18 protein-coding genes and 1 tRNA gene are annotated in these 22042 nt (G+C 73.4%); 7 read left to right on the forward strand and 12 right to left on the reverse strand.

Annotated elements, in window-relative coordinates; translation table 11 throughout:
* The first annotated feature begins 121 nt into the window (after positions 1–121).
* The 3 genes from QSJ97_RS13305 (at position 122) to QSJ97_RS13315 (ending at position 3761) form a co-directional block, all read left to right on the forward strand.
* Positions 122–1543, forward strand: a complete 1422-nt coding sequence (locus tag QSJ97_RS13305) for an MBOAT family O-acyltransferase (protein ID WP_285672266.1) — start codon at positions 122–124, stop codon at positions 1541–1543.
* A 3-nt stretch (positions 1544–1546) separates the two neighbouring features.
* The gene (locus QSJ97_RS13310) at positions 1547–2833 is read left to right on the forward strand and encodes a hypothetical protein (RefSeq protein ID WP_285672267.1); all 1287 of its coding nucleotides are present in this window, start codon (positions 1547–1549) and stop codon (positions 2831–2833) included.
* Positions 2834–2930: 97 nt separating this feature from the next.
* A complete protein-coding gene (locus QSJ97_RS13315; RefSeq protein WP_285672268.1) occupies positions 2931–3761 on the forward strand; it encodes a universal stress protein in 831 nt (276 codons plus the stop codon).
* Here the strand turns inward: QSJ97_RS13315 and QSJ97_RS13320 are convergent.
* The 3 genes from QSJ97_RS13320 to QSJ97_RS13330 form a co-directional block, all read right to left on the reverse strand.
* Positions 3758–4495 carry a glutathione S-transferase family protein gene (locus QSJ97_RS13320; RefSeq protein ID WP_285672269.1) on the reverse strand — a complete coding sequence of 246 codons (738 nt, stop codon included), beginning with the start codon at positions 4493–4495 and terminating at the stop codon, positions 3758–3760. The two genes, QSJ97_RS13315 and QSJ97_RS13320, sit on opposite strands and share 4 nt — an antisense overlap.
* Entirely contained in the window at positions 4492–5703 is a 1212-nt protein-coding gene (locus tag QSJ97_RS13325; RefSeq protein WP_285672270.1) for a CaiB/BaiF CoA transferase family protein, read from the reverse strand. The genes QSJ97_RS13320 and QSJ97_RS13325 overlap by 4 nt, the downstream gene beginning before the upstream one ends.
* Positions 5704–5793: 90 nt before the next feature.
* Positions 5794–8112, reverse strand: coding sequence for an adenosylcobalamin-dependent ribonucleoside-diphosphate reductase (locus tag QSJ97_RS13330; protein ID WP_285672271.1), 2319 nt, complete (start codon positions 8110–8112; stop codon positions 5794–5796).
* A 500-nt stretch (positions 8113–8612) separates the two neighbouring features.
* Here QSJ97_RS13330 and QSJ97_RS13335 point away from each other — a divergent pair, with 500 nt between their 5' ends.
* Both QSJ97_RS13335 and QSJ97_RS13340 read left to right on the forward strand, forming a co-directional pair.
* Positions 8613–11039 (forward strand): YjbH domain-containing protein, encoded by a 2427-nt coding sequence (locus tag QSJ97_RS13335; RefSeq protein WP_285672272.1) that lies wholly within the window; start codon positions 8613–8615, stop codon positions 11037–11039.
* Positions 11036–11728: a YjbF family lipoprotein gene (locus tag QSJ97_RS13340; RefSeq protein WP_285672273.1), complete on the forward strand. Its 693-nt coding sequence runs from the start codon at positions 11036–11038 to the stop codon at positions 11726–11728. Before QSJ97_RS13335 ends, QSJ97_RS13340 begins: the two co-directional genes overlap by 4 nt.
* A gap of 45 nt (positions 11729–11773) precedes the next feature.
* On the opposite strand, the gene QSJ97_RS13345 is transcribed toward QSJ97_RS13340, so the two are convergent.
* A complete protein-coding gene (locus QSJ97_RS13345) occupies positions 11774–12085 on the reverse strand; it encodes a hypothetical protein (protein ID WP_285672274.1) in 312 nt (103 codons plus the stop codon).
* Between the two features lie 48 nt (positions 12086–12133).
* Complete coding sequence (locus tag QSJ97_RS13350; RefSeq protein WP_285672275.1) at positions 12134–13153, reverse strand: pseudouridine synthase; 1020 nt, start codon at positions 13151–13153, stop codon at positions 12134–12136.
* Between the two features lie 156 nt (positions 13154–13309).
* On the opposite strand from QSJ97_RS13350, the gene QSJ97_RS13355 reads away from it, so the two are divergent.
* Entirely contained in the window at positions 13310–14302 is a 993-nt protein-coding gene (locus tag QSJ97_RS13355; RefSeq protein ID WP_285672276.1) for a glutathione S-transferase family protein, read from the forward strand.
* Positions 14303–14370: 68 nt separating this feature from the next.
* On the opposite strand, the gene QSJ97_RS13360 is transcribed toward QSJ97_RS13355, so the two are convergent.
* From QSJ97_RS13360 to QSJ97_RS13390, 7 genes are all read right to left on the reverse strand, one after another.
* Complete coding sequence (locus QSJ97_RS13360) at positions 14371–14865, reverse strand: hypothetical protein (RefSeq protein ID WP_285672277.1); 495 nt, start codon at positions 14863–14865, stop codon at positions 14371–14373.
* On the reverse strand, positions 14862–15548 hold the full coding sequence (locus tag QSJ97_RS13365) for a DsbA family oxidoreductase (RefSeq protein ID WP_285672278.1): 687 nt from the start codon (positions 15546–15548) through the stop codon (positions 14862–14864). Before QSJ97_RS13365 ends, QSJ97_RS13360 begins: the two co-directional genes overlap by 4 nt.
* Positions 15549–15667: 119 nt before the next feature.
* Positions 15668–17224, reverse strand: coding sequence for a class I adenylate-forming enzyme family protein (locus QSJ97_RS13370; RefSeq protein WP_285672279.1), 1557 nt, complete (start codon positions 17222–17224; stop codon positions 15668–15670).
* A 46-nt stretch (positions 17225–17270) separates the two neighbouring features.
* Positions 17271–18086: an SDR family NAD(P)-dependent oxidoreductase gene (locus QSJ97_RS13375; RefSeq protein ID WP_285672280.1), complete on the reverse strand. Its 816-nt coding sequence runs from the start codon at positions 18084–18086 to the stop codon at positions 17271–17273.
* Entirely contained in the window at positions 18087–19619 is a 1533-nt protein-coding gene (locus tag QSJ97_RS13380) for a class I adenylate-forming enzyme family protein (RefSeq protein WP_285672281.1), read from the reverse strand.
* A 149-nt stretch (positions 19620–19768) separates the two neighbouring features.
* Positions 19769–20908 carry a 2'-deoxycytidine 5'-triphosphate deaminase gene (locus QSJ97_RS13385; protein WP_285672282.1) on the reverse strand — a complete coding sequence of 380 codons (1140 nt, stop codon included), beginning with the start codon at positions 20906–20908 and terminating at the stop codon, positions 19769–19771.
* A 119-nt stretch (positions 20909–21027) separates the two neighbouring features.
* Positions 21028–21104 (reverse strand) — tRNA-Pro (locus tag QSJ97_RS13390).
* 441 nt (positions 21105–21545) lie between these two features.
* Between QSJ97_RS13390 and QSJ97_RS13395 the strand changes: the two genes are divergently transcribed.
* Entirely contained in the window at positions 21546–22010 is a 465-nt protein-coding gene (locus tag QSJ97_RS13395; protein WP_285672283.1) for a hypothetical protein, read from the forward strand.
* The last annotated feature ends 32 nt before the right edge of the window (positions 22011–22042 follow it).

Raw genomic sequence — 22042 nt, forward strand, 5'->3', positions numbered from 1 at the left:
CCGCCACCGGCCCCCGGCACCGGCCCTGTCCCGGCCCCCGGCCAGTCCGATTGACAGCCCCTGCCGCCGTCACTAGAAGCGGATTTCGACGCGCGTTATGCCCGCCCCCGGGAGGGCCCGCATGGTCTTTTCCAGCATCGAGTTCCTCTTCCTCTTCCTGCCGGCCTTCCTCGCGCTCTACTTCCTCGATGCGCGGCTGGCGAACCCGGTGCTGCTGGTCTTCTCGCTGCTGTTCTACTTCATGGGCGAGGGCATCTTCCTGCTCGTCATGCTCGCCTCGATCGCGATGAACGCCGCCGCCGGGCGGCTGATCGCCGGGGCGCTGGAGGCCGGCCGCCGGCCCCGCGCGCAGCTCTGGCTCGGCCTTGCCATCGCCGGCAATCTCCTGCTGCTCGGTTACTTCAAGTATCTCGGCTTCGTCGTCGCCGAGGTGCTCGGCATCGAGGGCTCGGCGGCCGAGGGCATCCACCTGCCGCTCGGCATCTCCTTCTTCACCTTCCAGGCGATCAGCTATCTCGTCGATCTCTACCGCGGAGACTGCCGGCCCGAGCGCTCGGCCCTGCGCATCGGGCTCTACATCTCGATGTTCCCGCAGCTCATCGCCGGGCCGATCGTGCGCTTCGCCGCCGTCGCCGAGGCGCTGCAGGCGCGCTCGGTCACGCTCCGCCACCTCTATTTCGCGCTCGCCTTCTTCGCCACCGGCCTCGCCGCCAAGGTGCTGATCGCCGATGCCGTGGCGCCGGTGGCCGACGGGGTCTTCGCCGCCGATCCGCGGCAGCTGCGCGCCGATGCCGCCGCCATCGGCATCCTCGCCTATACCCAGCAGATCTATTTCGACTTCCTCGGCTATTCGCTGATGGCGGTGGGGCTCGGCTTCCTGCTCGGCTTCCGCTTCCCGCGGAACTTCGACCATCCCTATGTCGCGGCCAGCGTCACCGAGTTCTGGCGGCGCTGGCACATCTCGCTCTCGAGCTGGTTCCGCGACTATGTCTACATCCCCCTCGGCGGCAACCGCCGCGGCGCGGCGCGGACCTATCTCAACCTCTGGATCGTCTTCCTGCTGACCGGGCTCTGGCACGGCGCCGCCTGGACCTTCCTCGCCTGGGGCATCTTCCACGGCGCCTTCCTGGTGCTCGAGCGGGCCGGCTGGGGCGCGGTGCTGGCGCGGCTGCCGCTGGCGCTGCGGGTCGGCTACACGCTGCTCGCGGTGATGGCCGGCTGGGTGCTGTTCCGGGCCGAGAGCTTCAGCGGCGCGCTCGGGATGCTGGAGGCGCTCGGGCGCCTCGAGGCGCCGGTCCCGGCGGCGGCGCACCTGACCAACGAGGCGCGGATCACGCTGCTGCTCGGCCTCGCCTTCGCCGGGCCCTGGATCGGCCGGCTGCTGGCCCGCGCGGTGCAGCTGCCGGCCTTCGAGCCCTGGCCGGAGCGGCTCGGCGCGGCCCGGGTCGCGGCCGGGCTCGCGCTCTACACCCTGCTGCTCGGGCTCGCGGCGGTGAAGATCCTCGCGGGCAGCTACAGCCCCTTCATCTATTTCCGGTTCTAGGCGATGGCGCCCCGGCCCGCCCCGCTGCGCGCCACAGCCGCCGTGCGCCGCGCGGGGCTGCTGGTCGCCCTGCTCCTCGCCGCGCCGGTGGCGATCGGTCTCCTGACCACCGAGCCGGAGCGCCGCAGCCGCCAGCTCAAGCGCGTGCTGGCGCCGCTGCCCGCCGCGGCGGACTGGGCGGGCAACCCCCATGCCGCGCTCGGCGGCCTCGCGGATTTCGCCGCCGACCGCATCGCCGGGCTGCTCGCGGCCAGCCGCGGCCTCGCCATGCTGCGCCACGAGGTCTTCGCCGACCCGGCGGCGCTCAACGTGGTGCGCAACGGCGACTTCATCTTCGTGGTGGATCACTACCTCGTCGACGGCCGCCGCGACTTCCGGGCGCTCCGCAATTCCTGCCGGCTGGGCGGCCATGGCGAGCCGTGGATCACCGCGCTGGCCGGCCGCGTCGGCGCCCTCGCCCGCGGCGTCGCCGCGCCGGGCCGCCGGATCGGCTTCCTCGCGGTGCCGACCAAGCCGGTGCTCTACTGGGACCGGCTGCCGCCCAGCGTGCCGCCGGAGCTGCGCCGCGCCTGCCGGCGCTCCGCCGAGCGCCAGCCCTGGGCGGCGGCGCTGCACGATCTCGCCCGCGCCGAGGGCTTCGCCTTCGACTACCCGCTCGAGCGCCTTGCCAAGCACCGCGACGAGGCGGATTTCTACCCCCCCGGCAATTTCCACACCGAGGGGATGTCGGCCCATCTCGCGACCTGGTCGCTGCTGGCGCAGCTCTATCCCGGCGAATACCGCCCCGGCGCCCCGGGCTACCGCACCCGGACCGGCACGGCGGACATGAAGGACTTCCTGCTCTACAGCCGCGAGATCGTCTTTCGCCAGCCCCGCTATGGCCGGCGCGACGCGCACCGCGACGCCGATGCCGAAGCGGCGCTGATCGCCCGTCATCCCGACATCCCGCGGCTGCAGGTCTATCGCCGCGTGCCGGCGGCGATCGGCGGCGACCATTCCGGCCCGCCCCGCCGCGGGCTGGTGATCGGCAACTCCTTCGCCGTGCACACGGTCGCCGATCTGGCCCCCGGCTTCACCGAGACCATCCTGCTGCCGACCAACTTCATGGCGCCGGCAACCGCGCAGCGCCTGTTCGCCGAGATCATCCCGGCGCTCGCCCCGGATGCGATCGTCTTCGTCTTCCACGATGCCGGCTTCAAGCGCGAGCGCAACGCCATCGAGCGGCTCGCCGACGCGCTCCGCGCCGTGCAGGCCGAGGCCGAGGCCGAGGCCCCGGTCGTACAGCCCTGAAACCCCGTTGATGCAGGTCAAGCCGGCGCTCCGGCCGGTTGTGCTAGACTTGCCGCCGGCCCGGGGAGAGCCCCGGCCGCGCCAGGGGAGCATCTCGATGAGCTACAAGTCCTTGCTGACCTACACCGCCCATGGCGGCCAATGGGAGCGCCGCCTCGAGCATTCGCTCGACCTCGCGACGGCGCTGGACGCCCATCTCACCGTGCTGGCCTTCGCCTTCGCCGTCGACCTGCCGCCCTACACGGTGGCCGACCCGGTGGGTGCGGTGCTGGTCCATCCCGACGACACCGCGCGCGAGGATGCCGATGCCCATGCCCGCGAGATCGGCGAGCGGATCGCCCGCGCCGGTGTCCGCGGCGATGCCGAGCCGGTGGTCTGCGCCCGGCCCGCCCTGCCGCGCGAGCTCGGCGACCGGGCCAAGTTTGCCGATCTGGTGGTGCTCGACCGGCCCTATGGCGAGGGCGCGGCGCCGAGCGAGGCCGATGCGCTGGAGGGCGCCCTGTTCGACGGCGACGCCCCGGTGCTGATCTGCCCGGACGGGTTCGACGCGCGCAACCTCGCCGGCCCCGCGCTGATCGCCTGGAACGGCAGCCGCGAGGCGCTGCGCGCGGTGCGCCGCTCGATCCCGCTGCTGCGCCGCGCCACCTCGATCGAGATCGACATCTACGATCCGCCGGCCTACCAGCCCGACCCGGGCGAGCGCATGGCCACGATGCTGGCGCGCCAGGGGCTCGATGTCGAGGTCTCGCTGCAGCGCCGCGGCGGCGACAGCACCGCCGAGGCGATGGCGCGGCGGTCGATGGAGACCGGCGCGAGCCTCATGGTGATGGGCGCCTACAGCCATTCCTGGTTCCGCGAATGGGTGCTCGGCGGCGTCACCCGCGAGGTGCTGGAGACGGTGCCGCTGCCGATCCTGCTGTCGCACTAGTCGGTGGCCGTGCCTCCGGGGCGCGGGCCGAGCAGGTGGTCCGCCCCCTGGTTGTAGAGCAGCGGCGTGTTCCCGGCGTTGCGGCTGCCGCGGTTCTGCCGGTCCTTGAAGAGGTCGATGGCGCGGCGCACGGCGGGGCGCTCCTTGATCCGCCCGCGCCAGGCCGCGACATTGGCAAACCGCTCGAGCGAGACGCCGAGGGGTTTGGCGATGAAGGCCCAGGGAAAGGCGATCATGTCGGCGATGGAATAGTCCCCGAGGATGTATTCCCGCCCCTCGAGCCGGCGCTCGAGCACCGCCAGCGTGCGCTCGTACTCGCCCCGGTAGCGGGCGCGGCCATAATCCTGCCCGTCCGGCGCGTAGTTGACGAAATGGCTGAGCTGGCCGCCCATCGGCCCCTGGTTGCCGACCTGCCAGAACAGCCATTCCATCAGCGCCTTGCGGGCCCGGCGGTCGCTCTCGGGCGGCGCGAAACGGCCGGTCTTCTCCGCGAGATAGAGCAGGATCGCGCCGGATTCGAAGACGCTCACCGGCTCGCTGCCATAGCCCTCCGGCGGGTCCCGGTCGAGGATCGCCGGCATCCGCGCATTCGGGCTGAGCGCGAGGAACTCCGGGCGGAACTGGTCGCCCCCGGCGAGCGACATCAGCCGGGTCTCGTAGGCCAGCCCGGTCTCCTCCAGCATGATGCCGACCTTCCAGCCGTTCGGCGTCGGCGAATAGTGGAACTCGATCATTCGGCCGCCTCCTCCGCCGCGAGGCCCCGCGCCGCGCCGCCGGCCATCAGCGCGGCGATCTCGCCGGCGTCATAGCCCGCCTCGGCCAGCACCGCCGCGGTATCCTCCCCGAGCCGGCGCGCCGGATGGCCGGCCTCGGCCGGGGTCGCGGAGAAGGTCGCGGCCGGCCGGGTCTGGCGCAGGCGCCCGGCCTGCGGATGCTCGATCTCCCGGATCAGCCCGTTCGCCGCGATCTGCGGATGGCGGATCATCTCGGCCCGCGTCAGCACCGGCGCGCAGGGCACGTCCTCGGCCTCGAGCCGGGCGATCCACTCCGCCGTGCCGCGCTTCTCCAGCTCCGACTGGGTGAGCTCGAGCCGCGCCGGCTTGTTCTCCTCGCGCAGCGCCACCGTGGCGAAACGCGGGTCCTCGAGCCAGTCCGGCCGCCCGACCGCGCGGCAGAGGCCGCGCCAGTCCCGGTCCGCATAGGCCGAGACCGCGAGATGCCCGTCGGCGCTGGCATAGATCAGCTCGACGAAGCTCTGGGCCTGGATATCCGGCGTCTCGTCGCCGACGAAGGTGTGCCCGGTCATGTCCGAGGACCAGAGGAAGGCGACCACCGTGTCGAGCATCGAGAGCCGCACATGGGTGCCCTCGCCGGTCCGCGCCCGGGCCAGCAGCGCCGCGGTGATCGCCTGCGCCGCCTGGATCGCGGTCAGCTTGTCCGGCAGGATGGTGCGGATCAGCCGGGGGCGCAGATCGTCCGAGCCGCCCTGCACCGTGGCCAGCCCCGAGAGCGCCTGGATCAGCGGGTCGTAGACCGGCTTGTGCACCCAGGGCCCCTCGTGCCCGAAGCCGGAGATCGAGGCATAGACGAGATCCGGCCGCACCGCGCGCAGCGCCGCCTCGCCGAGGCCGATGCGCTCCGCCACGCCGGGGCGGAAGTTCTGCACCACGACATCCGCGCCGGCCACCAGCCGCTTCGCCGCCTCGACCGCCTCCGGGCGCTTGAGGTCCAGCGCCACCGAGCGCTTGCCGCGGTTGTTGTTGAGGAAGGAGGCGGAGAAGCCGCCGCGCCGCCCGGCCACCTTGCGCGCATGGTCGCCGCCGTCGGGGCGCTCGATCTTGATCACCTCGGCGCCCTGGTCGGCAAGGATCATCGTGGCCAGCGGCCCCGAGATCATGCTCGTCAGATCCACCACGCGAATGCCGCTCAAAGGCCCTGCCATGCGTCCCTCCTCTGCCATGACAGGAACCTAGGCCGCGCCGCGCCGCGGCCCAAGCCCCCGCCGCTCACAAGGCCGCGGGGGCGCGCCGGTTCAGGCGCATTTCGAGAAGCCGCAGTCGAGGCAGACGGCGCAGCCCTCCTGCATCGCCGTGTTGTAGCTGCCGCAGCTCGGGCAGGTGGTCGGCACGCCGCCGCCGGCGCCGGCGCCGCCGCCGCCGAGCGTCACCGTCTCCACCGAGGCGCCCGCCGCCCCGGCCGCGATGCCGCCCTCGCCCTGGCCGATGAAGCCGATCTCGCGCATGTGCTGCTCGATCGCCCCGCCGATCGCGGCGAGGATCGAGGGCACGTACTTGCCCTTCATCCAGGCGCCGCCGCGCGGGTCGAACACCGCCTTCAGCTCCTCCACGACGAAGGAGACGTCGCCGCCGCGCCGGAACACCGCCGAGATCATCCGGGTCAGCGCCACGGTCCAGGCATAGTGCTCCATGTTCTTGGAATTGATGAAGATCTCGAAGGGCAGCCGGCGCCCGCCGAGCTCGATATCGTTCATCGTGACATAGATCGCATGGGGGCTGTCGGGCCATTTCAGCTTGTAGGTCAGCCCCGGCAGCGCCTCCGGCCGCTCGAGCGGATCGGCGAGCCGCACCACGTCGCCCTCCGCCGCCGCGCCGGCCGGGGCGGCAGCGGCCGGAGCGGGCGCCTCCGCCTCCTGCGCTTCCGCCACCGCCAGCACCGCGCCGGTGACCCGGTTGGGCCGGTAGGTGGTGCAGCCCTTGCAGCCCCGGGCATAGGCCTCGGCATAGACCTCCTTGAAGGCCTCGAAGGAAATCTCCTCCGGCACGTTCACGGTCTTGGAGATCGAGCTGTCGACATGGGCCTGCGCCGCCGCCTGCATCGCCACATGATCGGCCGGGGCGAGATCCTGCGCGGTGACGAAGGCCTCCGGCAGCGGCGCATCGCCGTTCTGCCGCCGCCATTCGGCCAGCGCATAATCCTCCACCGTCTCCTCGATGCGGCTGCCATCGGGCTGGATCACCTTGCGGGTGTAGGAGAGCGCGAAGACCGGCTCGATGCCCGAGGAGACATTGCCGGCGAGCAGGCTGATCGTGCCGGTCGGCGCGATCGAGGTCAGCAGCGCGTTGCGGATGCCGTGCTCGGCGATCTCGGCGCGGATGTCGTCGGGCAGCGCGCGGATCATCGGGCGCGCCAGGTACTCGTCGCGGTCGAACAGCGGGAAGGCCCCCTTCTCCGCCGCCAGCCGGGCCGAGGCGCGGTAGGCGGCATGGGAGATCGCCGCGAGCCAGGCCCCGGTCTGCGCCACGGCTTCCGCCGAGCCATAGCGCAGCCCGCAGAAGATCAGCGCGTCGGCGAGCCCGGTGACGCCGAGCCCGATGCGCCGCTTGGCCCGCGCCTCCGCCGCCTGCGCCTCCAGCGCGAAGCGGCTGGCATCGACCACGTTGTCCATCATCCGGACCGCCGTGGCGGTCAGCTCCTCGAGCTCGTCCGCATCGATTTCCGCGTTGTCGGAGAACGGGTTGCGCACCAGCGCCGCGAGGTTGACCGAGCCGAGCAGGCAGGCGCCATAGGGCGGCAGCGGCTGCTCGCCGCAGGGGTTGGTGGCGGCGATGGTCTCGCAATAGCCGAGATTGTTCTGCGCGTTGATCCGGTCGATGAAGATCACCCCGGGCTCGGCATAGTCATAGGTCGCGCGCATGATCCGGTCCCACAGCGCGCGGGCCGGAAGCGTGCGGTAGGTGCGGCCCTCGAAGCGCAGCGCCCAGGGGGTGTCGGCCTCCACCGCGGCCATGAAATCGTCGGTCACCAGCACCGAGAGGTTGAACATGCGCAGGCGCGCGCTGTCCTGCTTGGCGGCGATGAAATCCTCGATATCCGGATGGTCGCAGCGCATCGTGGCCATCATCGCGCCGCGCCGCGAGCCGGCGGACATGATGGTGCGGCACATCGCGTCCCAGACATCCATGAAGGAGAGCGGGCCCGAGGCATCCGCCCCCACCCCGTTCACCGGCGCGCCGCGCGGCCGGATCGTGGAGAAGTCGTAGCCGATGCCGCCGCCCTGCTGCATGGTGAGGGCGGCCTCCTTCAGGCTCTCGAAGATGCCGCCCATGCTGTCCGGGATGGTGCCCATCACGAAGCAGTTGAACAGCGTCACCGCGCGCCCGGTCCCGGCCCCGGCGAGGATGCGGCCGGCGGGCAGGAAGCGGTGCCCGGCCAGGGCCTTCGCGAAGGCCGGCGCCCAGGTCTCCGGCGCCGCCTCCGGGGCCGCGAGCGCCGCCGCGACGCGCCGATGGGTGGCGTCCAGCGTCGCATCCACCGGGCGGCCGTCGGCATCCTTCAGACGGTATTTCATGTCCCAGATCGCCTCGGCGATCGGAGCGTGGAATTCGGTCATGTCGCCTCCCGAGGTTAAGGAACATATCAGGAACATCTGGCCGGGTCAAGCAGGATGGCCCGCAGACAACGTATAGTGGCAGAGCATCGGCACCGCCACAAGATGCGCGGTGCACGGCGAGATCCGGGCAGCCGGCACCGCGGCAGCCGCCGCACCGGGCTCGCCGCGGGCCGGCCGGCATGGCGGCGTCTCCTTCAGGCTTCCTTAACCATGATCCGCTATCCCTCGGCAGGTGGCGGAGACGGGCGGCGCGCCCCGGCGGCAACCATGGAGCAGGATGGGAGGAGCGACAGCGATCTGAAAGCAGCCCCGGGGCACCTCGCGGCCGGTGCGGGCCGGGCCGGCCGGCGGCCCCGCCTCCCCCGCACCAGCGCGGCAAAGCGCTGGACGGGGATTCGCCGCCTGAGTAAACTCGGCGCGAGGCAGGAGGGCAGATGGCAGGCGAGCACGGAACCAACCGTCGCCTTGCTCCGTTGGCGTGGGCGCTGGCGGGGGCTGCGTTGGCATGCGTTCCGGCAACCGCACCCGCCGAGGTGCCGCTGCCGCCCGAGCGGCCGAGCCACAACCTCTTCGGCGTCACCGGGCTGATCGACACGCCCACCGCCCAGATGCAGCCCGATGCGCAGATCTCGCTGACCTCCTCCTATTTCGGGGGGTTCTACCGCAACACCGTCTCCTTCCAGGTGCTGCCCTTCCTCGAGGGCGCCTTCCGCTACAGCGTGCTCGACGAGTTCTTCCCGGACGACAGCGTCCGCCGAGCGCTCTACGACCGCAGCTTCGACGTGAAGCTGCGCCTCGTCGAGGAGGGCGTCTACTGGCCGAGCGTCGCGGTCGGCCTGCAGGATTTCCTCGGCACCGGCGTCTATTCCGGCGAATACGTCGTCGCCTCGAAGGACTTCCTCGGCGGCGATCTCACGGTGACCGGCGGCATGGGCTGGGGCCGCTTCGCCTCGCTGAACGGCTTCAACAACCCGATCGGCTGGTATCTCGACAGCTTCCGCACCCGCGAGGAGCCGCGCTCCGGCGGCGGCGACGTGAATTTCGGCAGCTTCTTCAAGGGCGATGCCGGCTTCTTCGGCGGCGTCTCCTGGCGCACCCCGCTCGACGGGCTGTCACTGAAGATCGAGTATTCCAACGACGCCTATACCCGCGAGCAGGAGTTCTCGGATTTCGACCAGTCGATCCCGATCAATCTCGGCATCGAGTACCGGCCGACGAGCTGGGCGGAGATCGGCGCATACTACATGTATGGCCAGGAGTTCGGCCTGCGCCTCACCCTCTCGGGCAACATCCTCGACCCGGCCTTCGGCGCCGAGGACGAGCCGGCGCCGCTGCCGGTGCTGCCCCGGCCGGTGGACGATGCCGCCCGCGCCCGCGCCGCGGCCGAGCTCGGCGAGGTGCGCGACCTGATCGACGGCGCCCGCAGCTCCAGCTTCTTCGGCGAGGCGCCGATCGCCGGCGTCACCGTGGAGGAGCGCCTCGGCGGCGTGCGCTGGGCCCGCGCCCGGCTCGCCGCCTCGGCCGACCATGCCTGCCCGGTGACCGAGGCGCGGGCGATCGACGCGGAATACGGCGTGGTGGACGCGGTCTCCTTCGAGACCCCGGACGGCGCGGTGGTCTGCACCCTGGCGCTGCGCCCGGCGGGCGAGACGGCGATCCGCCTCACCCGCCGCGCGGCGCTCGACTACCCGACCGGCTGGGCCGGCGACCCGGACCGGGAGGCGGCGATCCGGGCGCGGCTGGCCGAGGACATGGCGGGCAACGGCGTCCGGCTCGTCGCGCTCACCCTCGAGCCGACCGCCGCGACGCTGTTGATCGAGAACGACCGGTTCAACCAGATGCCGCGGGCGATCGGCCGCGCCGCGCGCTCGATGGCGCGGGTCCTGCCGCCCTCGGTGGAGCGCTTCGAGATCGTGCCGGTGGAGGCCGGCGTGCCGACCGTGACGGTGGCGTTCGCCCGCTCGGTGCTGGAGGACCGGGTCGACCGGCCGGATGCGGCGCATCTCACCTGGTCGACCGCCGAGGTCACCGATGCGCCGCGGCTCTCGGGCGCGGCGCTCGAGCAGGCCCTCGGGGCGTATCCGCAGCTCGCCTGGGCGATCGAGCCGCTGATCCCGGTCTCGCTGTTCGATCCGGACGAGCCGGTGCGCGCCGACCTGCAGCTCGCGATCTCGGGCAGCGTCGCCTTCGCCCCGGGCGCCTCGGTCACCGGCACGCTGACCAAGCGCATCGTCGGCAATCTCGACGACATCACCCGCACCTCCGACAGCACGCTGCCGCATGTGCGCTCGGATTTCGCGGAGTATCTCGACGAGGGCGATCCCGGCCTCACGCGGCTGACCGCGGACTATGTGACCAAGCTCGCGCCCTCGGTCTATGGCCGGGTCTCGGGCGGCCTGCTCGAGCGGATGTTCGCCGGCATCCAGGGCGAGCTGCTGTGGCGGCCGGCCGACCAGTCCTGGGGCGTCGGCGGCGAGATCGCCTATGTCCGCCAGCGCGATTTCGACACGCTGTTCGACCTGCAGGCCTATGACGTCGTCACCGGCCATGTCTCGCTCTACTGGGACACGCCGTTCCACGGGCTCTCGCTGCAGCTCGATGCCGGGCGCTACCTGGCGGGGGACTGGGGCGGCACGGTCGGCGTCAAGCGGCGCTTCTCCAACGGCTGGGAGATCGGCGCCTTCGCCACCTTCACCGATGTCTCCTTCGACGAGTTCGGCGAGGGCAGCTTCGACAAGGGGATCTATGTCTCGATCCCGCTCAACTGGACCCTGCCCTACGAGAGCCGCTCGCGGCTCGCCTCGGTGATCCGGCCGCTCTCGCGCGATGGCGGGCAGCGGCTGCAGATCGCCAACCGCCTGAACCCGCTGGTCGAGGATCTCGGCAGCGGCCCGCTGGCCAGCCGCTCGGAAGGGTTCTGGGAATGACCGGGGCGCGCGCAGCCCTGGCCGCGCTGCTGCTGGGCGGGCTCCTCGCCGGTTGCTCGTCGCAGGGGCCGACCGATCTCGGCAAGGTCGGGCTGCTGGCCTGGGATGCGGTTGCGCCGGCGCCCGAGGCGCCCGCCCCGCTGCCCGACCGCGCCGCGCTCGAGGCCACCGGGGCGGCGGTGATCCGGCTGGCAGGCAGCGCCGGCCCGCCGGGCTATGTGGCGGCGCTGGCGGACAATGGCGGCTATGTCACCTATCAGGACGCCGCCGGCCGCGCGGTGGTGCTGCACGGTGCCGCGATCGCCCGCACCCACGGCTTCGGACACGACCTGACGGGCCTGCGCACCGCCCGCGAGGACCCGGTGAGCCATCCGCGCCCGCTGATCGCCTGGCCCGGCCAGGTGGTGCGCGAGTACCAGTACCGGGTGAAGGACGGCGCGGCCTATTCCGTCGTGCTGACCTGCCTCTTCGAGCGCGGGCCGCGGCAGCATATCGAGATCCTCGGGCGGCGCCACCAGGTGGTCGAGGTGGCGGAGCGCTGCGCCAACCACCGCCGGCGGGTGGAGAACCGCCACTGGGTCGAGGCGGAGACCGGGCGGATCTGGCGCAGCGCGCAGTGGATCGGCCCCTTCGAGGACCCGCTGACGCTGGAGATCGTCACGCCCTACCGCCCCGCGCGGCGCTGGTAGGTCCGCCCGCGCGCCGGCGGCCTGCCCGGCCGTCAATCGCTGCCGTCAGTCGCCGCCGGTATAGGGCAGCGGGATGGTCTCGCCGCTGCCGCCGGTGTTGAGCAGGCCCAGCGTCGCGCCGAGAAGGAGCGACGGCGCCGTGGGCTCGACCTTGCGGCCGGGGATACGGCCCGCGAGCGCCGGGTCGAGCGGCGCCGCGGCGAGCCCGCCGGCCTGCACCTCCGCCATGGGCGCCGGAGCCAGAGCCGCGGTCTCGGGCAGGGGTTCCTCCGCCGCCACCGGCAGGCAGAGGAACGCGGCCAGCAGCCCCGCCCCGAAGGCGGCGCGCAGGCCGGATCGCGTTCTTGCGGGCACCATCGTCGCGGGCTCCCTTGCTGCTCGCGCGAAGCCTAGCACGGGCCGGCCTCAGCGCCCAGCCCGGCCGCGCCCGCCCGGGCCGCCGGATCGCGGGCCCTGCCCGCCGCCCCTGGCCGGCCCCTTCGCCGGGCCGCCGCCGGGGCCCCTGCCGGGCGCCTTCCCGGCCGGCCTTCCCGACCCCGTCGCGGGGTCCTTCCCGGCCGGCCTTCCCGGCCCCTTCGCGGGCGCCTTCCCGGCGGGCTGTCCCGGCCCCTTCGCGGCAGGCTTCGGCCCCGGGCCGCCGGCGGATTTCGGCCGCGCGCCCTCGGGCCGCGCCGGCCGCGCGAGGCCGAGCTGGTCGGCCAGCACCCGCGCCTTCACCTCCTCCACCGCGCCCTCGGCCAGGTCACCGAGCTGGAACGGCCCGTAGCTCACCCGGATCAGGCGGTTGACGGTGAGCCCCAGCGCCTCGAGCGCGCGGCGGATCTCGCGGTTGCGCCCCTCGCGCAGGCCGATGGTGAGCCAGGCATTGGCGCCCTGCTGGCGGTCGATCGCCACCTGCATCGGCTGGAAGCGCTCGCCCTCGACCACGATGCCGCGGCCGAGCGGCGCCAGCATCGCCTCGGTCGGGCTGCCATGCACCCGCACCCGGTAGCGCCGCAGCCAGCCGGTGGAGGGCAGCTCGAGCCGGCGTTTCAGCTCGCCGTCATTGGTCAGCAGCAGCAGCCCCTCGGAGGTGAGGTCGAGCCGCCCCACCGACATCACCCGCGGCATCTCCGGCGGCAACCGGTCGAACACCGTCGCCCGGCCCTTCTCGTCGCGCGCCGTGGTCACCAGCCCTGCCGGCTTGTGATAGCGCCAGAGCCGTGCCGGCTCGGCCTCGGCCAGCGGCTGGCCGTCGACCTCGATGCGGTCGCGCCCGGTGACGTTGAGCGCCGGGCTGTCGATGCGCCGTCCGTTCACGCGGACCCGGCCCTCGGCGATCATGCGCTCGGCCTCGCGGCGCGAGGCGACGCCGGCCCGGGCGAGGCGCTTGGCGATGCGCTCGCCCTCGGGCGGCGCGGATGGGGTGTCGGGGGTCTCGGCCATGCGCAGCCACTAGCAGAGCCCGCGCCCGCTGGCCAGCGCCGCCGCCGGCCCGCGGCGCCGTCCTTCACGCTGGCGCAAGGGTCTTTTGAGCGCCCGCCGGTTTTTCGCGGCGGCGCGGCGGCTAGGTGAAGGGGCAGGCAAACCGAGGAGGACGCGATGGGCCTGCTGATCGACGGCAAATGGCACGACCGCTGGTACGACACGCGGAAATCGGACGGCAAGTTCGTGCGCGACAGCGCGAAGTTCCGCAACTGGGTGACCGCGGACGGCGCCCCCGGCCCCTCCGGCGAGGGCGGCTTCCGGGCCGAGAGCGGGCGCTATCACCTCTATGTGAGCCTGGCCTGCCCCTGGGCGCATCGCACGCTGATCTTCCGCAGCCTGAAGGGGCTGGCCGATCACGTCACCGTCGATGTCGTGCACCCGCTGATGCAGGGCGAGGGCTGGACCTTCGACACCGGGCGCCCCGGCGCCACCGGCGACAGCCTCGGCGGCCGGCGCTTCCTGCGCGAGGTCTATACCGATGCGGTGCCGGAGGCCTCCGGCCGCGTCACCGTGCCGGTGCTCTGGGACAAGGCCCGCGGCACCATCGTCTCGAACGAGAGCGCCGAGATCATCCGGATGCTCAACAGCGCCTTCGACGGCATCACCGGCAACCGCGACGACTACTATCCCGCACCGCTTCGCGACGAGATCGACGCGGTGAACGCGCGCATCTACGACACGGTGAACAACGGGGTCTACAAGGCCGGCTTCGCGACCACGCAGGCGGCCCACGAGGAGGCGGTGCGCGCGCTCTTCGAGAGCCTCGACTGGCTGGAGGCGCGGCTCTCCGCCCGGCGCTATCTCATGGGCGACCGGATCACCGAGGCCGACTGGCGGCTCTTCACCACGCTGGTGCGCTTCGATGCGGTCTATGTCGGGCACTTCAAGTGCAACATCCGGCGGATCGCCGACTATGCCAGCCTCTCGGGCTATCTGCGCGAGCTCTACCAGTGGCCCGGCATCGCCGCGACGGTGAGCCTCGACCACATCAAGTACCACTATTATGCCAGCCACCAGACGATCAACCCGACCGGGCTGGTGCCGCTGGGCCCGGCGCTCGAGCTCGGCGCGCCGCATGGGCGGGACCATCTGAGGCGCGCCGCCTGACGCGCGGCAGTCAAAACGGCCGGGCACGGGCGCCCGGCCGGCTCATCCGCCCGCAATGCGGGGCGCGGTCAGCGGAAGGCGACGAGGAAGAGCGCGGTCCCGACCAGCATGATCGCCTGCAGCCCGATCAGCCAGTTGTGCGAGGCGCCGAGGCGCTGGATCTCCGAGGCCACCGCCTCCTCGCCGCGATTGCGTGCCGCGGCCACGCGGTGCTGCGCCTCGCGGATCTGCAGCCGCGCCGGCTCGGTCTGGATCACGAAGACCCCGGCCAGCAGCAGGTAGAAGGCGAGCGTGGAGTAGAGCCCCATCCCGATCAGCTTGAGCCCGGTCACCGCCGCGACGATGCCGACCAGCATCAGCACGAGGAACCGCGGCCCGGCGACCCGCGGCCCGCCGGCGACCTTCCGGGCCTCCTCGTCGGAGATCCGGTTGGCGCAGTTCATCAGCGGGCACAGCCGGCGCGAGGCGAAGGACCAGACCACGAAGGCCGCGAGCACCGGCACCGCGCCCCAGGCGACCGGATCGGCCGACAGCGCGCGCAATTCGTCGACAAGCATGTTCATGGCGTTGCTCCTCCCGGTGCAGCCCCGTCCCCGTTCCCTGCCTCTGCCTCGGCGATCGCGGCGGACAGCTCGCGGATCACCCGGACCCAGGTCTCGGTCTCCTGCGCGCCCTGGATCACGTAGCGCCCGTTGATCACGAAGCAGGGCACCCCGCTGACCCCCATGCGCCGGGCCTCGTCGTCCTCGGCCGCGAGCTCGGCCCGGTCGGCCTCGCCCTCGAGCAGCCGCGCGACCACGGCGCCGTCCATGCCGGCTTCCCCGGCGATCGCGGTGAGCACCTCGGGCGCGGAGATGTCGGCGCCCTCGACGAAATAGCTGCGGAACAGCCCGTCGGCGACGGCGTTCTGCACGCCCTCGGCCTCGGCCCAGCGCAGCAGGCGGTGCGCGTCCAGCGTGTCCGGCGTGCGGCGGATCAGGTCGAAGCGGGTCTCGAGCCCGCTCTCCCGCGCCACCGCCTCGATCCGGCCATAGATCCGGTCGGCGCCCTCGCGGCCGCCGAACTTGGCGTCGAGATAGGCCTGTCGCTCCATCCCCTCGCGCGGCATGTCCGGGTTGAGCCGGAAGATGCGCCAGCGGCGGATGAACGGGTCATGGCCCAGCTCGGCAATGGCGGCATCGAGCCGGGCCTTGCCGATATAGCACCACGGGCAGATCGGGTCGGAGATGATGTCGAGCGGGATCATGGCGCAAAGATAGGCGATGCGGCGGCCCGCGGAAAGGCCGGAGCGCCGCGGCGCGCGCCCGCGTGAGGCAGGTTTGCGCCTGCGTCAAGGCTCGGACCGGGGCGCCTCGCCGGGCTCGCTCAGCCGGTGTCGCGGCGATGCGCCGCCACCAGGCTGCGCCGGATCACCTTGCCGTTCGGCGTGCGCGGCAGCGCCGGCACCTCGATCCAGAGCTTGGGGATCTTGTAGCCGGCAAGCCGCCCCGCCGCCCAGTCGGTCAGCGCGGCCTCGCCCGGCCAGCCGCCGCGCGGCACCACGAAACCCGCGATCAGCGCCAGGTCGGCGCGCACCGGCAGCTCCGCCACGGCGATCTCGGCAACGCCGGGATGCGCCTCCATCGCCGCCTCGACCTCGAGCGGGCTGACCCGGTAGCCGAGCGCGGTCATCACCTCGTCGGCCCGGCCGAGATGGGTGACATAGCCGTCGGCATCCATCCGCGCCCGGTCGCCGGTCAGGAACCACTCCCCGGCCATCGCCGCCGCGGTGCCGGCCGCATCCTGCCAGTAGCCGAGCATCAGGCCGGGATCGCGGCGCGAGACGGCGAGCATCCCCTCGGCGCCCACGGCCGCCGGCGCGCCCGCGGCATCGACCACCGCGACGCGCCGCCCCTGCTGCGGCCGGCCCGCGGTGCCGGCACGGGGCGCGACCGCGGGGCTCGAGGAGACATAGGTGGAGATCTCCGACATCCCCAGCGCCTCGTAGAGCGGCTTGCCGGTCGCCTCCGTCCAGGCCGCGGCGAGCGCCTCGGGCATCTTCTCCCCGGCGGTCAGCCCGTGGCGGAGCCCGGCGAAGCTCGCGTGCAGCGCCCCCCCGGCGCGCAGCATCTGGCGGTAGACCCCCGGCACCGCGGCGAAGATCGTCGCGTTCTCGGCCGCGGCGAGGCGCGGCCAGATGCCGGCATCCCGCGGGCCGGTGTGGATCACCGTGGACGCCCCCGCCGCCCAGGGGTCGATCAGGCCGGCCCCCAGCGTGTAGGTCCAGTTGAAGGCGCCGGCATGGAGCACCCGGTCGCCCGGCTCCAGCCCGTACCAGCCCTGCCACATCATCCTGCGCGCCCAGGCCGAGCGCTGCGCGTGCAGCACCCCCTTGGCGCGCCCGCCGGTGCCGGAGGTGAAGATCAGGAAGGCCGGGTCCTCGGCGCCGGTATCCGCGAACTCCGCGGGCGGGCCGGCGAGGCGCACATCGAGCCGGTCGAGCGGGATCGCCTCGGCGCCCTCCGGCAGCGGCGGCGCCGCGCCCTCATGGACGGCGAAGCGCGGGCCGACGGCCTCGGCCAGCGGTTCGAGCTCGTGCGGGGTGAGCTGCGTCGAGACCGGCACCGCCACGCCCCCGGCCGCCACCGTGGCGAGAAAGAGCAGCGGGAACTCGACCCGGTTGCCGATCGCCAGCAGCACCCGGTCGCCGCGCCCGAGCCCGGCCGCAAGCAGCCCGCCGGCCAGCGCCAGCACCCGCGCCTCGAGATCGGCATGGCTCCAGCGCTCCGGCGGGCCCTCGGCGCCGACGACGCTGAGCGCGATCTCCCCGGCCCGCGGGCCGCGGGCGGCGGCGAGCGCATGGGCGGCCAGGTTGAAGCGCGCCGGGCAGGGCTCGGGCGGGCCGGCATCGAAGAGGCTGAGGGCGGGATCGGGGAGACACATGGCCGGCACCTTTCCACGCCCCGACGCGCCGCGCAACGTGGCTGCGCTATTGCGCCGTCCAGCCGCCATCGACCGGGATCGACGTGCCCGTCACGTTGTGCGCGATCGGCGCGCAGAGCCAGAGCGCCAGCGCACCGATCTCGGCCGGGTCGGAGGTCCGCCGCGAGGGCTGTTTCTCAGCGAGCAGCGACGCGATCCCCGCCGCCCGGTCGCCGCCATGCGCCGCCGCACGCGCCTCGATCTGCGGCGCGATGATCGCCGTCTCGGTCCAGCCCGGGCAGATGCAGTTGACCGTGACGCCGCCGCTCTCGCGGCTGCCGGCGCCGGCATATTCCAGCGCCGCGACCCGGCTCAGCCCGACCAGCCCGAACTTGGAGGAGACGTAGGGCGCCTTCTCCACCGAGGCGACCAGCCCGTGCACCGAGGCGATGTTGACCACCCGCCCGTAGCCCCGCGCGGCCATCGCCGGCAGCGCCCGGCGCATGGTGTGGAACGGCCCGGAGAGGTTGACCGCGAGCACCGCGTCCCAGATCTCCGGCGTCGCCTCGGCCAGGCTCACGGTGCGCTGGATGCCGGCATTGTTGACCAGGATGTCCACCCCGCCCCAGCCCTCGGCGGCATCCATCATCGCGTCGATCGCGGCGGGATCGCGGAGATCGGCAGCGAAGCGCCGGACCTCCGGCGCCCCCGCCCCGGCCAGCGCCGCCTCGGCCGCGGCGAAGCCCTCCGGCTCCGCCAGCCCGTGCAGCCCGATGCGCGCGCCGGCGCCGGCCAGCGCCTCGGCGATGGCCAGCCCGATGCCCTGCACCGAACCGGTGACCAGCGCCCGCCGGCCCTCGAGAAACCGCCCCATGCCCTGCATTCAGCCCTCCTCCTCATCGAGCCGGCGGCGGAGCTCGGTCTTGAGCACCTTGCCGTAGTTGTTCTTCGGCAGCGCCGGCAGCACGCGGTAGTCCTTGGGCCGCTTGAAGCGCGCGATCTGCTCGAGACAGAGCCGGTCGAGCGCCGCCGGGTCGATCTCGCGCCCCGGCGCCGGCGCCACGAAGGCCACCACCTCCTCGCCCCAGTCGGCATGGCGCCGGCCCACCGCGGCGGCCTCGGCGACATCCGGATGGGTCAGCAGCACCTCCTCGATCTCGCGGGGATAGATGTTGGTGCCGCCGGAGATGATGACGTCCTTCGAGCGGTCCTGCAGCGTCAGGAAGCCGTCGGCGTCGAGCCGGCCCATGTCGCCGGTCCAGAGCCAGCCGCCCTTCAGCGTCGCGGCGCTGGCCTCGGGGTTCCGCCAGTAGCCCGGCATCACCGTGGCGCCCCGCACGAGGATCTCCCCGGTCTCGCCGGCCGGCAGCGCGCGCCCCTCGGCATCGGCCACGCGCACCGAGACGCAGGCCTGCGCCAGCCCGACCGAGGCGAGCCGCTCGCGCCAGCGCGGATGGCTGCGGTCGGCCACCAGCTCGCGGGCGAGCGCGGTGATGGTCATCGGGCTCTCGCCCTGGCCGTAGATCTGCACGAAGCGCGGGCCCATCACCGCCACCGCCTCGACGATGTCGGCCAGATACATCGGCCCGCCGCCATAGACCACCGTGCGGATGCCCTCGCCGCCGGCGCCGGCGGCCCTGGCGCGGTCCACCAGCCGGCGCACCATCGTGGGCGCGGCGAACATCGAGACATCGCCGAGCCGCGGCGCCAGCGCGAGGATCTCGTCGGCCTCGAAGCCGCCCGAGCCCGGCACCGCATGGCGCGCGCCGCGGAGCACGTGCATGAAGTTGTAGAGCCCCGCGCCATGCGAGATCGGCGCGGCATAGAGCGCGGCGTCGGACTGGTGCACGGCATCGACATTCGCGAAATAGCTCAGCGCCATCGCCTGCAGGTTGGCGGCGGTGATCATCACCCCCTTCGGCTTGCCGGTGGTGCCCGAGGTGTAGAACAGCCAGGCCATGTCGCCGGGGGCCATGGGGTGCGGCGCGTGCAGCGGATCGCCCCCGGCCAGCGCCTCGTAGGCGGGGCTCCCGGCCATCACGATTTCCTCGAGGCATCCGGGCGCCACCGCGGCCAGCCCGTCGCCCGGATCGGCGCTCGCGAAGGCCAGCCGCGCGCCGGCGTTCTCGACGATCCAGGCCGCCTCGCGCGGGTGCAGCTTGGCATTGATCGGCACCGCCGCGGCGCCGGCGAACCAGGCGCCGTAGAGCGCCTCGAGATAGGCCGGGCGGTTCTTCATGAAGATCGCCACCCGGTCCCCCGGGCGGATGCCGTGGCGCGCGGCCAGCCCCTGCCCGATCGCCGCCGCCCGCCGGGCAAAGCCCGCGTAGTCGGCCTCCAGCGTGGTGTCGGTGAGCAGCGCCGGCGCCCCCGGCCAGCGCCGCGCCGCGCGCGCGAGCCATTCTGCCGGGTTCATCGCGCGCCCCCGCGCCGGTCCCCGTGCCGAACCCCGCGCCCGACCCCGTGCCCGATCCTGTGCCCGGTCCTGTGCCCGATCCCGCTCCCGTGCATCCCGCTCCCCTTCTCCGCCGCCCGCTCCGGGGCGCCGGCGAGGATAGCGCGGGCTCAGGGGCTCTGGAAATGCTTGGAGAGCTTGAGCGCCTGGCCCTGGTAGTTGGACCCGATGTCGCGGCCATAGAGGAGATCGGGCCGCGCCCGCATCCGCTCATAGACCAGCCGGCCGACCATCTGCCCGTGCTCGAGCGCGAAGGGCGCCTCGTGGCAGCGCACCTCGAGCACCCCGCGCGAGCCCTGCCCGCCGGCCTCCCTGTGCCCGAAGCCAGGGTCGAAGAAGCCGGCATAATGCACCCGGAACTCCCCCGCCACGGCCATGTAGGGCACCATCTCGGCGGCGGTCGCCGGCGGCACCGAGACCGCCTCGCGGCTGACCAGGATGTAGAAGGCGCCGGGGTCGAGGATGATCCCGCCGCTCGCGGTCTGCGCGCGCACCGGCTCCCAGAACGCCCCGACCGGGTAGTGCCCGATGCGGTCGAGGTCGATCAGCCCGGAATGGCGCCGCGCCCGCCAGCCGACGGTGCCGTCCGCCGCCTGCGGGCTGAGATCCACCGAGAAGCCGAGCCCGCCGTCGATCAGCGCCTCGTCGGTATCGACCAGCGGCTCGGCGCGGTGGAGGGCGCGCAGCGCCTCGTCGGCGATCACCGCATGGCCGGCGCGCAGGCGCAGCTGGTTGAGCCGGGCGCCGGGGCGGACCAGCACCGAGAAGGTGCGCGGGCTGATCTCGACATGGAGCGGGCCGGCATAGCCGGCCTCGACCCGGTCGAACTCCGCCTGGCGGTCGCCGATCAGCCGGGTGAAGAGATCGAGCCGCCCGGTCGAGCTCTTGGCATTGGCGGCGGCCGAGACGCCGGCCGGCAGCGCCAGCCGCTCGGCCAGCTCGACGACATAGACGCAGCCGGTCTCCAGCACCGCGCCGGGGCCGAGATCGATCTCGTGCATGGCGAACTCGGCCAGCCGGTCGGACACCGTGGCGCGGCGCCCGGCGAGGAAGCTCGCCCGCACCCGCCAGGCGCGGCGGCCAAGGCGGAGATCGAGCGATGCGGGCTGGATCTGGTCGGCCAGCAGCCCGGGCTCGGCGGCGAGCGCGCCGCTGGCGGCCAGCGCGCGCAGCTCCTGCGCCGGCAGCACGCCGGAGCGGGCGGCAAATTCGTCGGCTGTTGCGATCGGATCGGGGCTGGCGGCGCTCATGGGGGTTCGGGCTCTCCCAGATGCGCCCCCGCCCAGAGGCGGGACCGGCGCGGATCGTGCCGGTCGATCGGCCTGCGCCACCACGGCGGGCCGGGATGCCCGCCGCAGATGGCGGGCGATGGTCGGGCCGGCGGGACTCGAACCCACGACCTTCCGTCCCCCAGACGGACGCGCTACCAGACTGCGCTACGGCCCGTGACAGCGCTGCTCTACCGTGCGGAGCGCCGGGGATGCAAGCGCTAACTCGCGGCGATGCGGGGTTTCGCGGCCGGCGGCGCGAAGGAATCTGCCGGCGGCGCGCCCGCGGCCGCCCGCCCGCGGGCCCCGTGCCCCGCCCACCCCTGCACCGGCGTGCCCGGCAGAGGCGCTCCGCCCCCCATCCGCGCGGGGCCCGCGGGCGGGCGGGCAGCGTTGCGCGGCTCCCATCGGCGCTGGCGTTGCGGCGGACGGGCCGGCGCGATCCCCGCAGCCTGCGCCGCCGGCCGGGCCGGAAGGGGATGCCGATTTCACGGCAAGGCGCATCCTGTGCGCCGCAGCGCTCGCGGCAGGTCTCGCCGGCTGCACCACCAGCCATGTGGCGATCACCTGCGATCCCGGACGCACCGCCCCTTCGGCAGCCGATCCGGCGCAGTCGGTGGTGCTCGGCAGCTTGGCGGATACCCGCGGCCATGGCGCCCACTGGCTCGGCGCGATCCGCGGCGGCCTCGGCAACCCGCTGAAGACCCTCGAGACTGCCGGGCCGGTCGGCGCGGTGGTGCGCGCGGCCATCGCCGCGGGGCTCGCGGCGCGGGGCATGGCGGCGACGGCGGGCACCGCCGCCGCGGGGCGGCCGAGCATCACCATCCTCCGGTTCGACTGCAACCAGGTGGCCCGGAAGGAGGCGCATATCGACCTCGACGTCCGGTTCGCCTTTCCGGAGACCGGGGCCGGGCTCCGGCGCCGGCGGATCGTCGCCGACCGGGGGGCGGGCAGCGTCATCACCTTCGATGCGGGGATCTGCGCCGGCGTCGAGGATCTTCGCGCGCTGGCCAACGCGGTGCTGCAGGAGGCGGTGGACCGGATGCTCGACGACCCGGCGCTGGCCACCGCGCTCGCCGCCTGAGCGGCAGCCACCCGTCGCCGGCCCCCGCATTC

The sequence above is a fragment of the Paralimibaculum aggregatum genome (genome assembly GCF_030270585.1).
GTDB classification, from domain to species: Bacteria; Pseudomonadota; Alphaproteobacteria; order Rhodobacterales; family Rhodobacteraceae; genus Thermohalobaculum; species Thermohalobaculum aggregatum.

What these genes read in the sequence shown, in the direction of transcription:
- QSJ97_RS13305 (WP_285672266.1), top strand. Translation starts at nt 122, where the DNA reads ATGGTCTTTTCCAGCATCGAGTTCCTCTTCCTCTTCCTGCCGGCCTTC.
- QSJ97_RS13310 (WP_285672267.1), top strand. Translation starts at nt 1,547, where the DNA reads ATGGCGCCCCGGCCCGCCCCGCTGCGCGCCACAGCCGCCGTGCGCCGC.
- QSJ97_RS13315 (WP_285672268.1), top strand. Translation starts at nt 2,931, where the DNA reads ATGAGCTACAAGTCCTTGCTGACCTACACCGCCCATGGCGGCCAATGG.
- QSJ97_RS13320 (WP_285672269.1), bottom strand. Translation starts at nt 4,495, where the DNA reads ATGATCGAGTTCCACTATTCGCCGACGCCGAACGGCTGGAAGGTCGGC.
- QSJ97_RS13325 (WP_285672270.1), bottom strand. Translation starts at nt 5,703, where the DNA reads ATGGCAGGGCCTTTGAGCGGCATTCGCGTGGTGGATCTGACGAGCATG.
- QSJ97_RS13330 (WP_285672271.1), bottom strand. Translation starts at nt 8,112, where the DNA reads ATGACCGAATTCCACGCTCCGATCGCCGAGGCGATCTGGGACATGAAA.
- QSJ97_RS13340 (WP_285672273.1), top strand. Translation starts at nt 11,036, where the DNA reads ATGACCGGGGCGCGCGCAGCCCTGGCCGCGCTGCTGCTGGGCGGGCTC.
- QSJ97_RS13345 (WP_285672274.1), bottom strand. Translation starts at nt 12,085, where the DNA reads ATGGTGCCCGCAAGAACGCGATCCGGCCTGCGCGCCGCCTTCGGGGCG.
- QSJ97_RS13350 (WP_285672275.1), bottom strand. Translation starts at nt 13,153, where the DNA reads ATGGCCGAGACCCCCGACACCCCATCCGCGCCGCCCGAGGGCGAGCGC.
- QSJ97_RS13355 (WP_285672276.1), top strand. Translation starts at nt 13,310, where the DNA reads ATGGGCCTGCTGATCGACGGCAAATGGCACGACCGCTGGTACGACACG.
- QSJ97_RS13360 (WP_285672277.1), bottom strand. Translation starts at nt 14,865, where the DNA reads ATGAACATGCTTGTCGACGAATTGCGCGCGCTGTCGGCCGATCCGGTC.
- QSJ97_RS13365 (WP_285672278.1), bottom strand. Translation starts at nt 15,548, where the DNA reads ATGATCCCGCTCGACATCATCTCCGACCCGATCTGCCCGTGGTGCTAT.
- QSJ97_RS13370 (WP_285672279.1), bottom strand. Translation starts at nt 17,224, where the DNA reads ATGTGTCTCCCCGATCCCGCCCTCAGCCTCTTCGATGCCGGCCCGCCC.
- QSJ97_RS13375 (WP_285672280.1), bottom strand. Translation starts at nt 18,086, where the DNA reads ATGCAGGGCATGGGGCGGTTTCTCGAGGGCCGGCGGGCGCTGGTCACC.
- QSJ97_RS13380 (WP_285672281.1), bottom strand. Translation starts at nt 19,619, where the DNA reads ATGAACCCGGCAGAATGGCTCGCGCGCGCGGCGCGGCGCTGGCCGGGG.
- QSJ97_RS13385 (WP_285672282.1), bottom strand. Translation starts at nt 20,908, where the DNA reads ATGAGCGCCGCCAGCCCCGATCCGATCGCAACAGCCGACGAATTTGCC.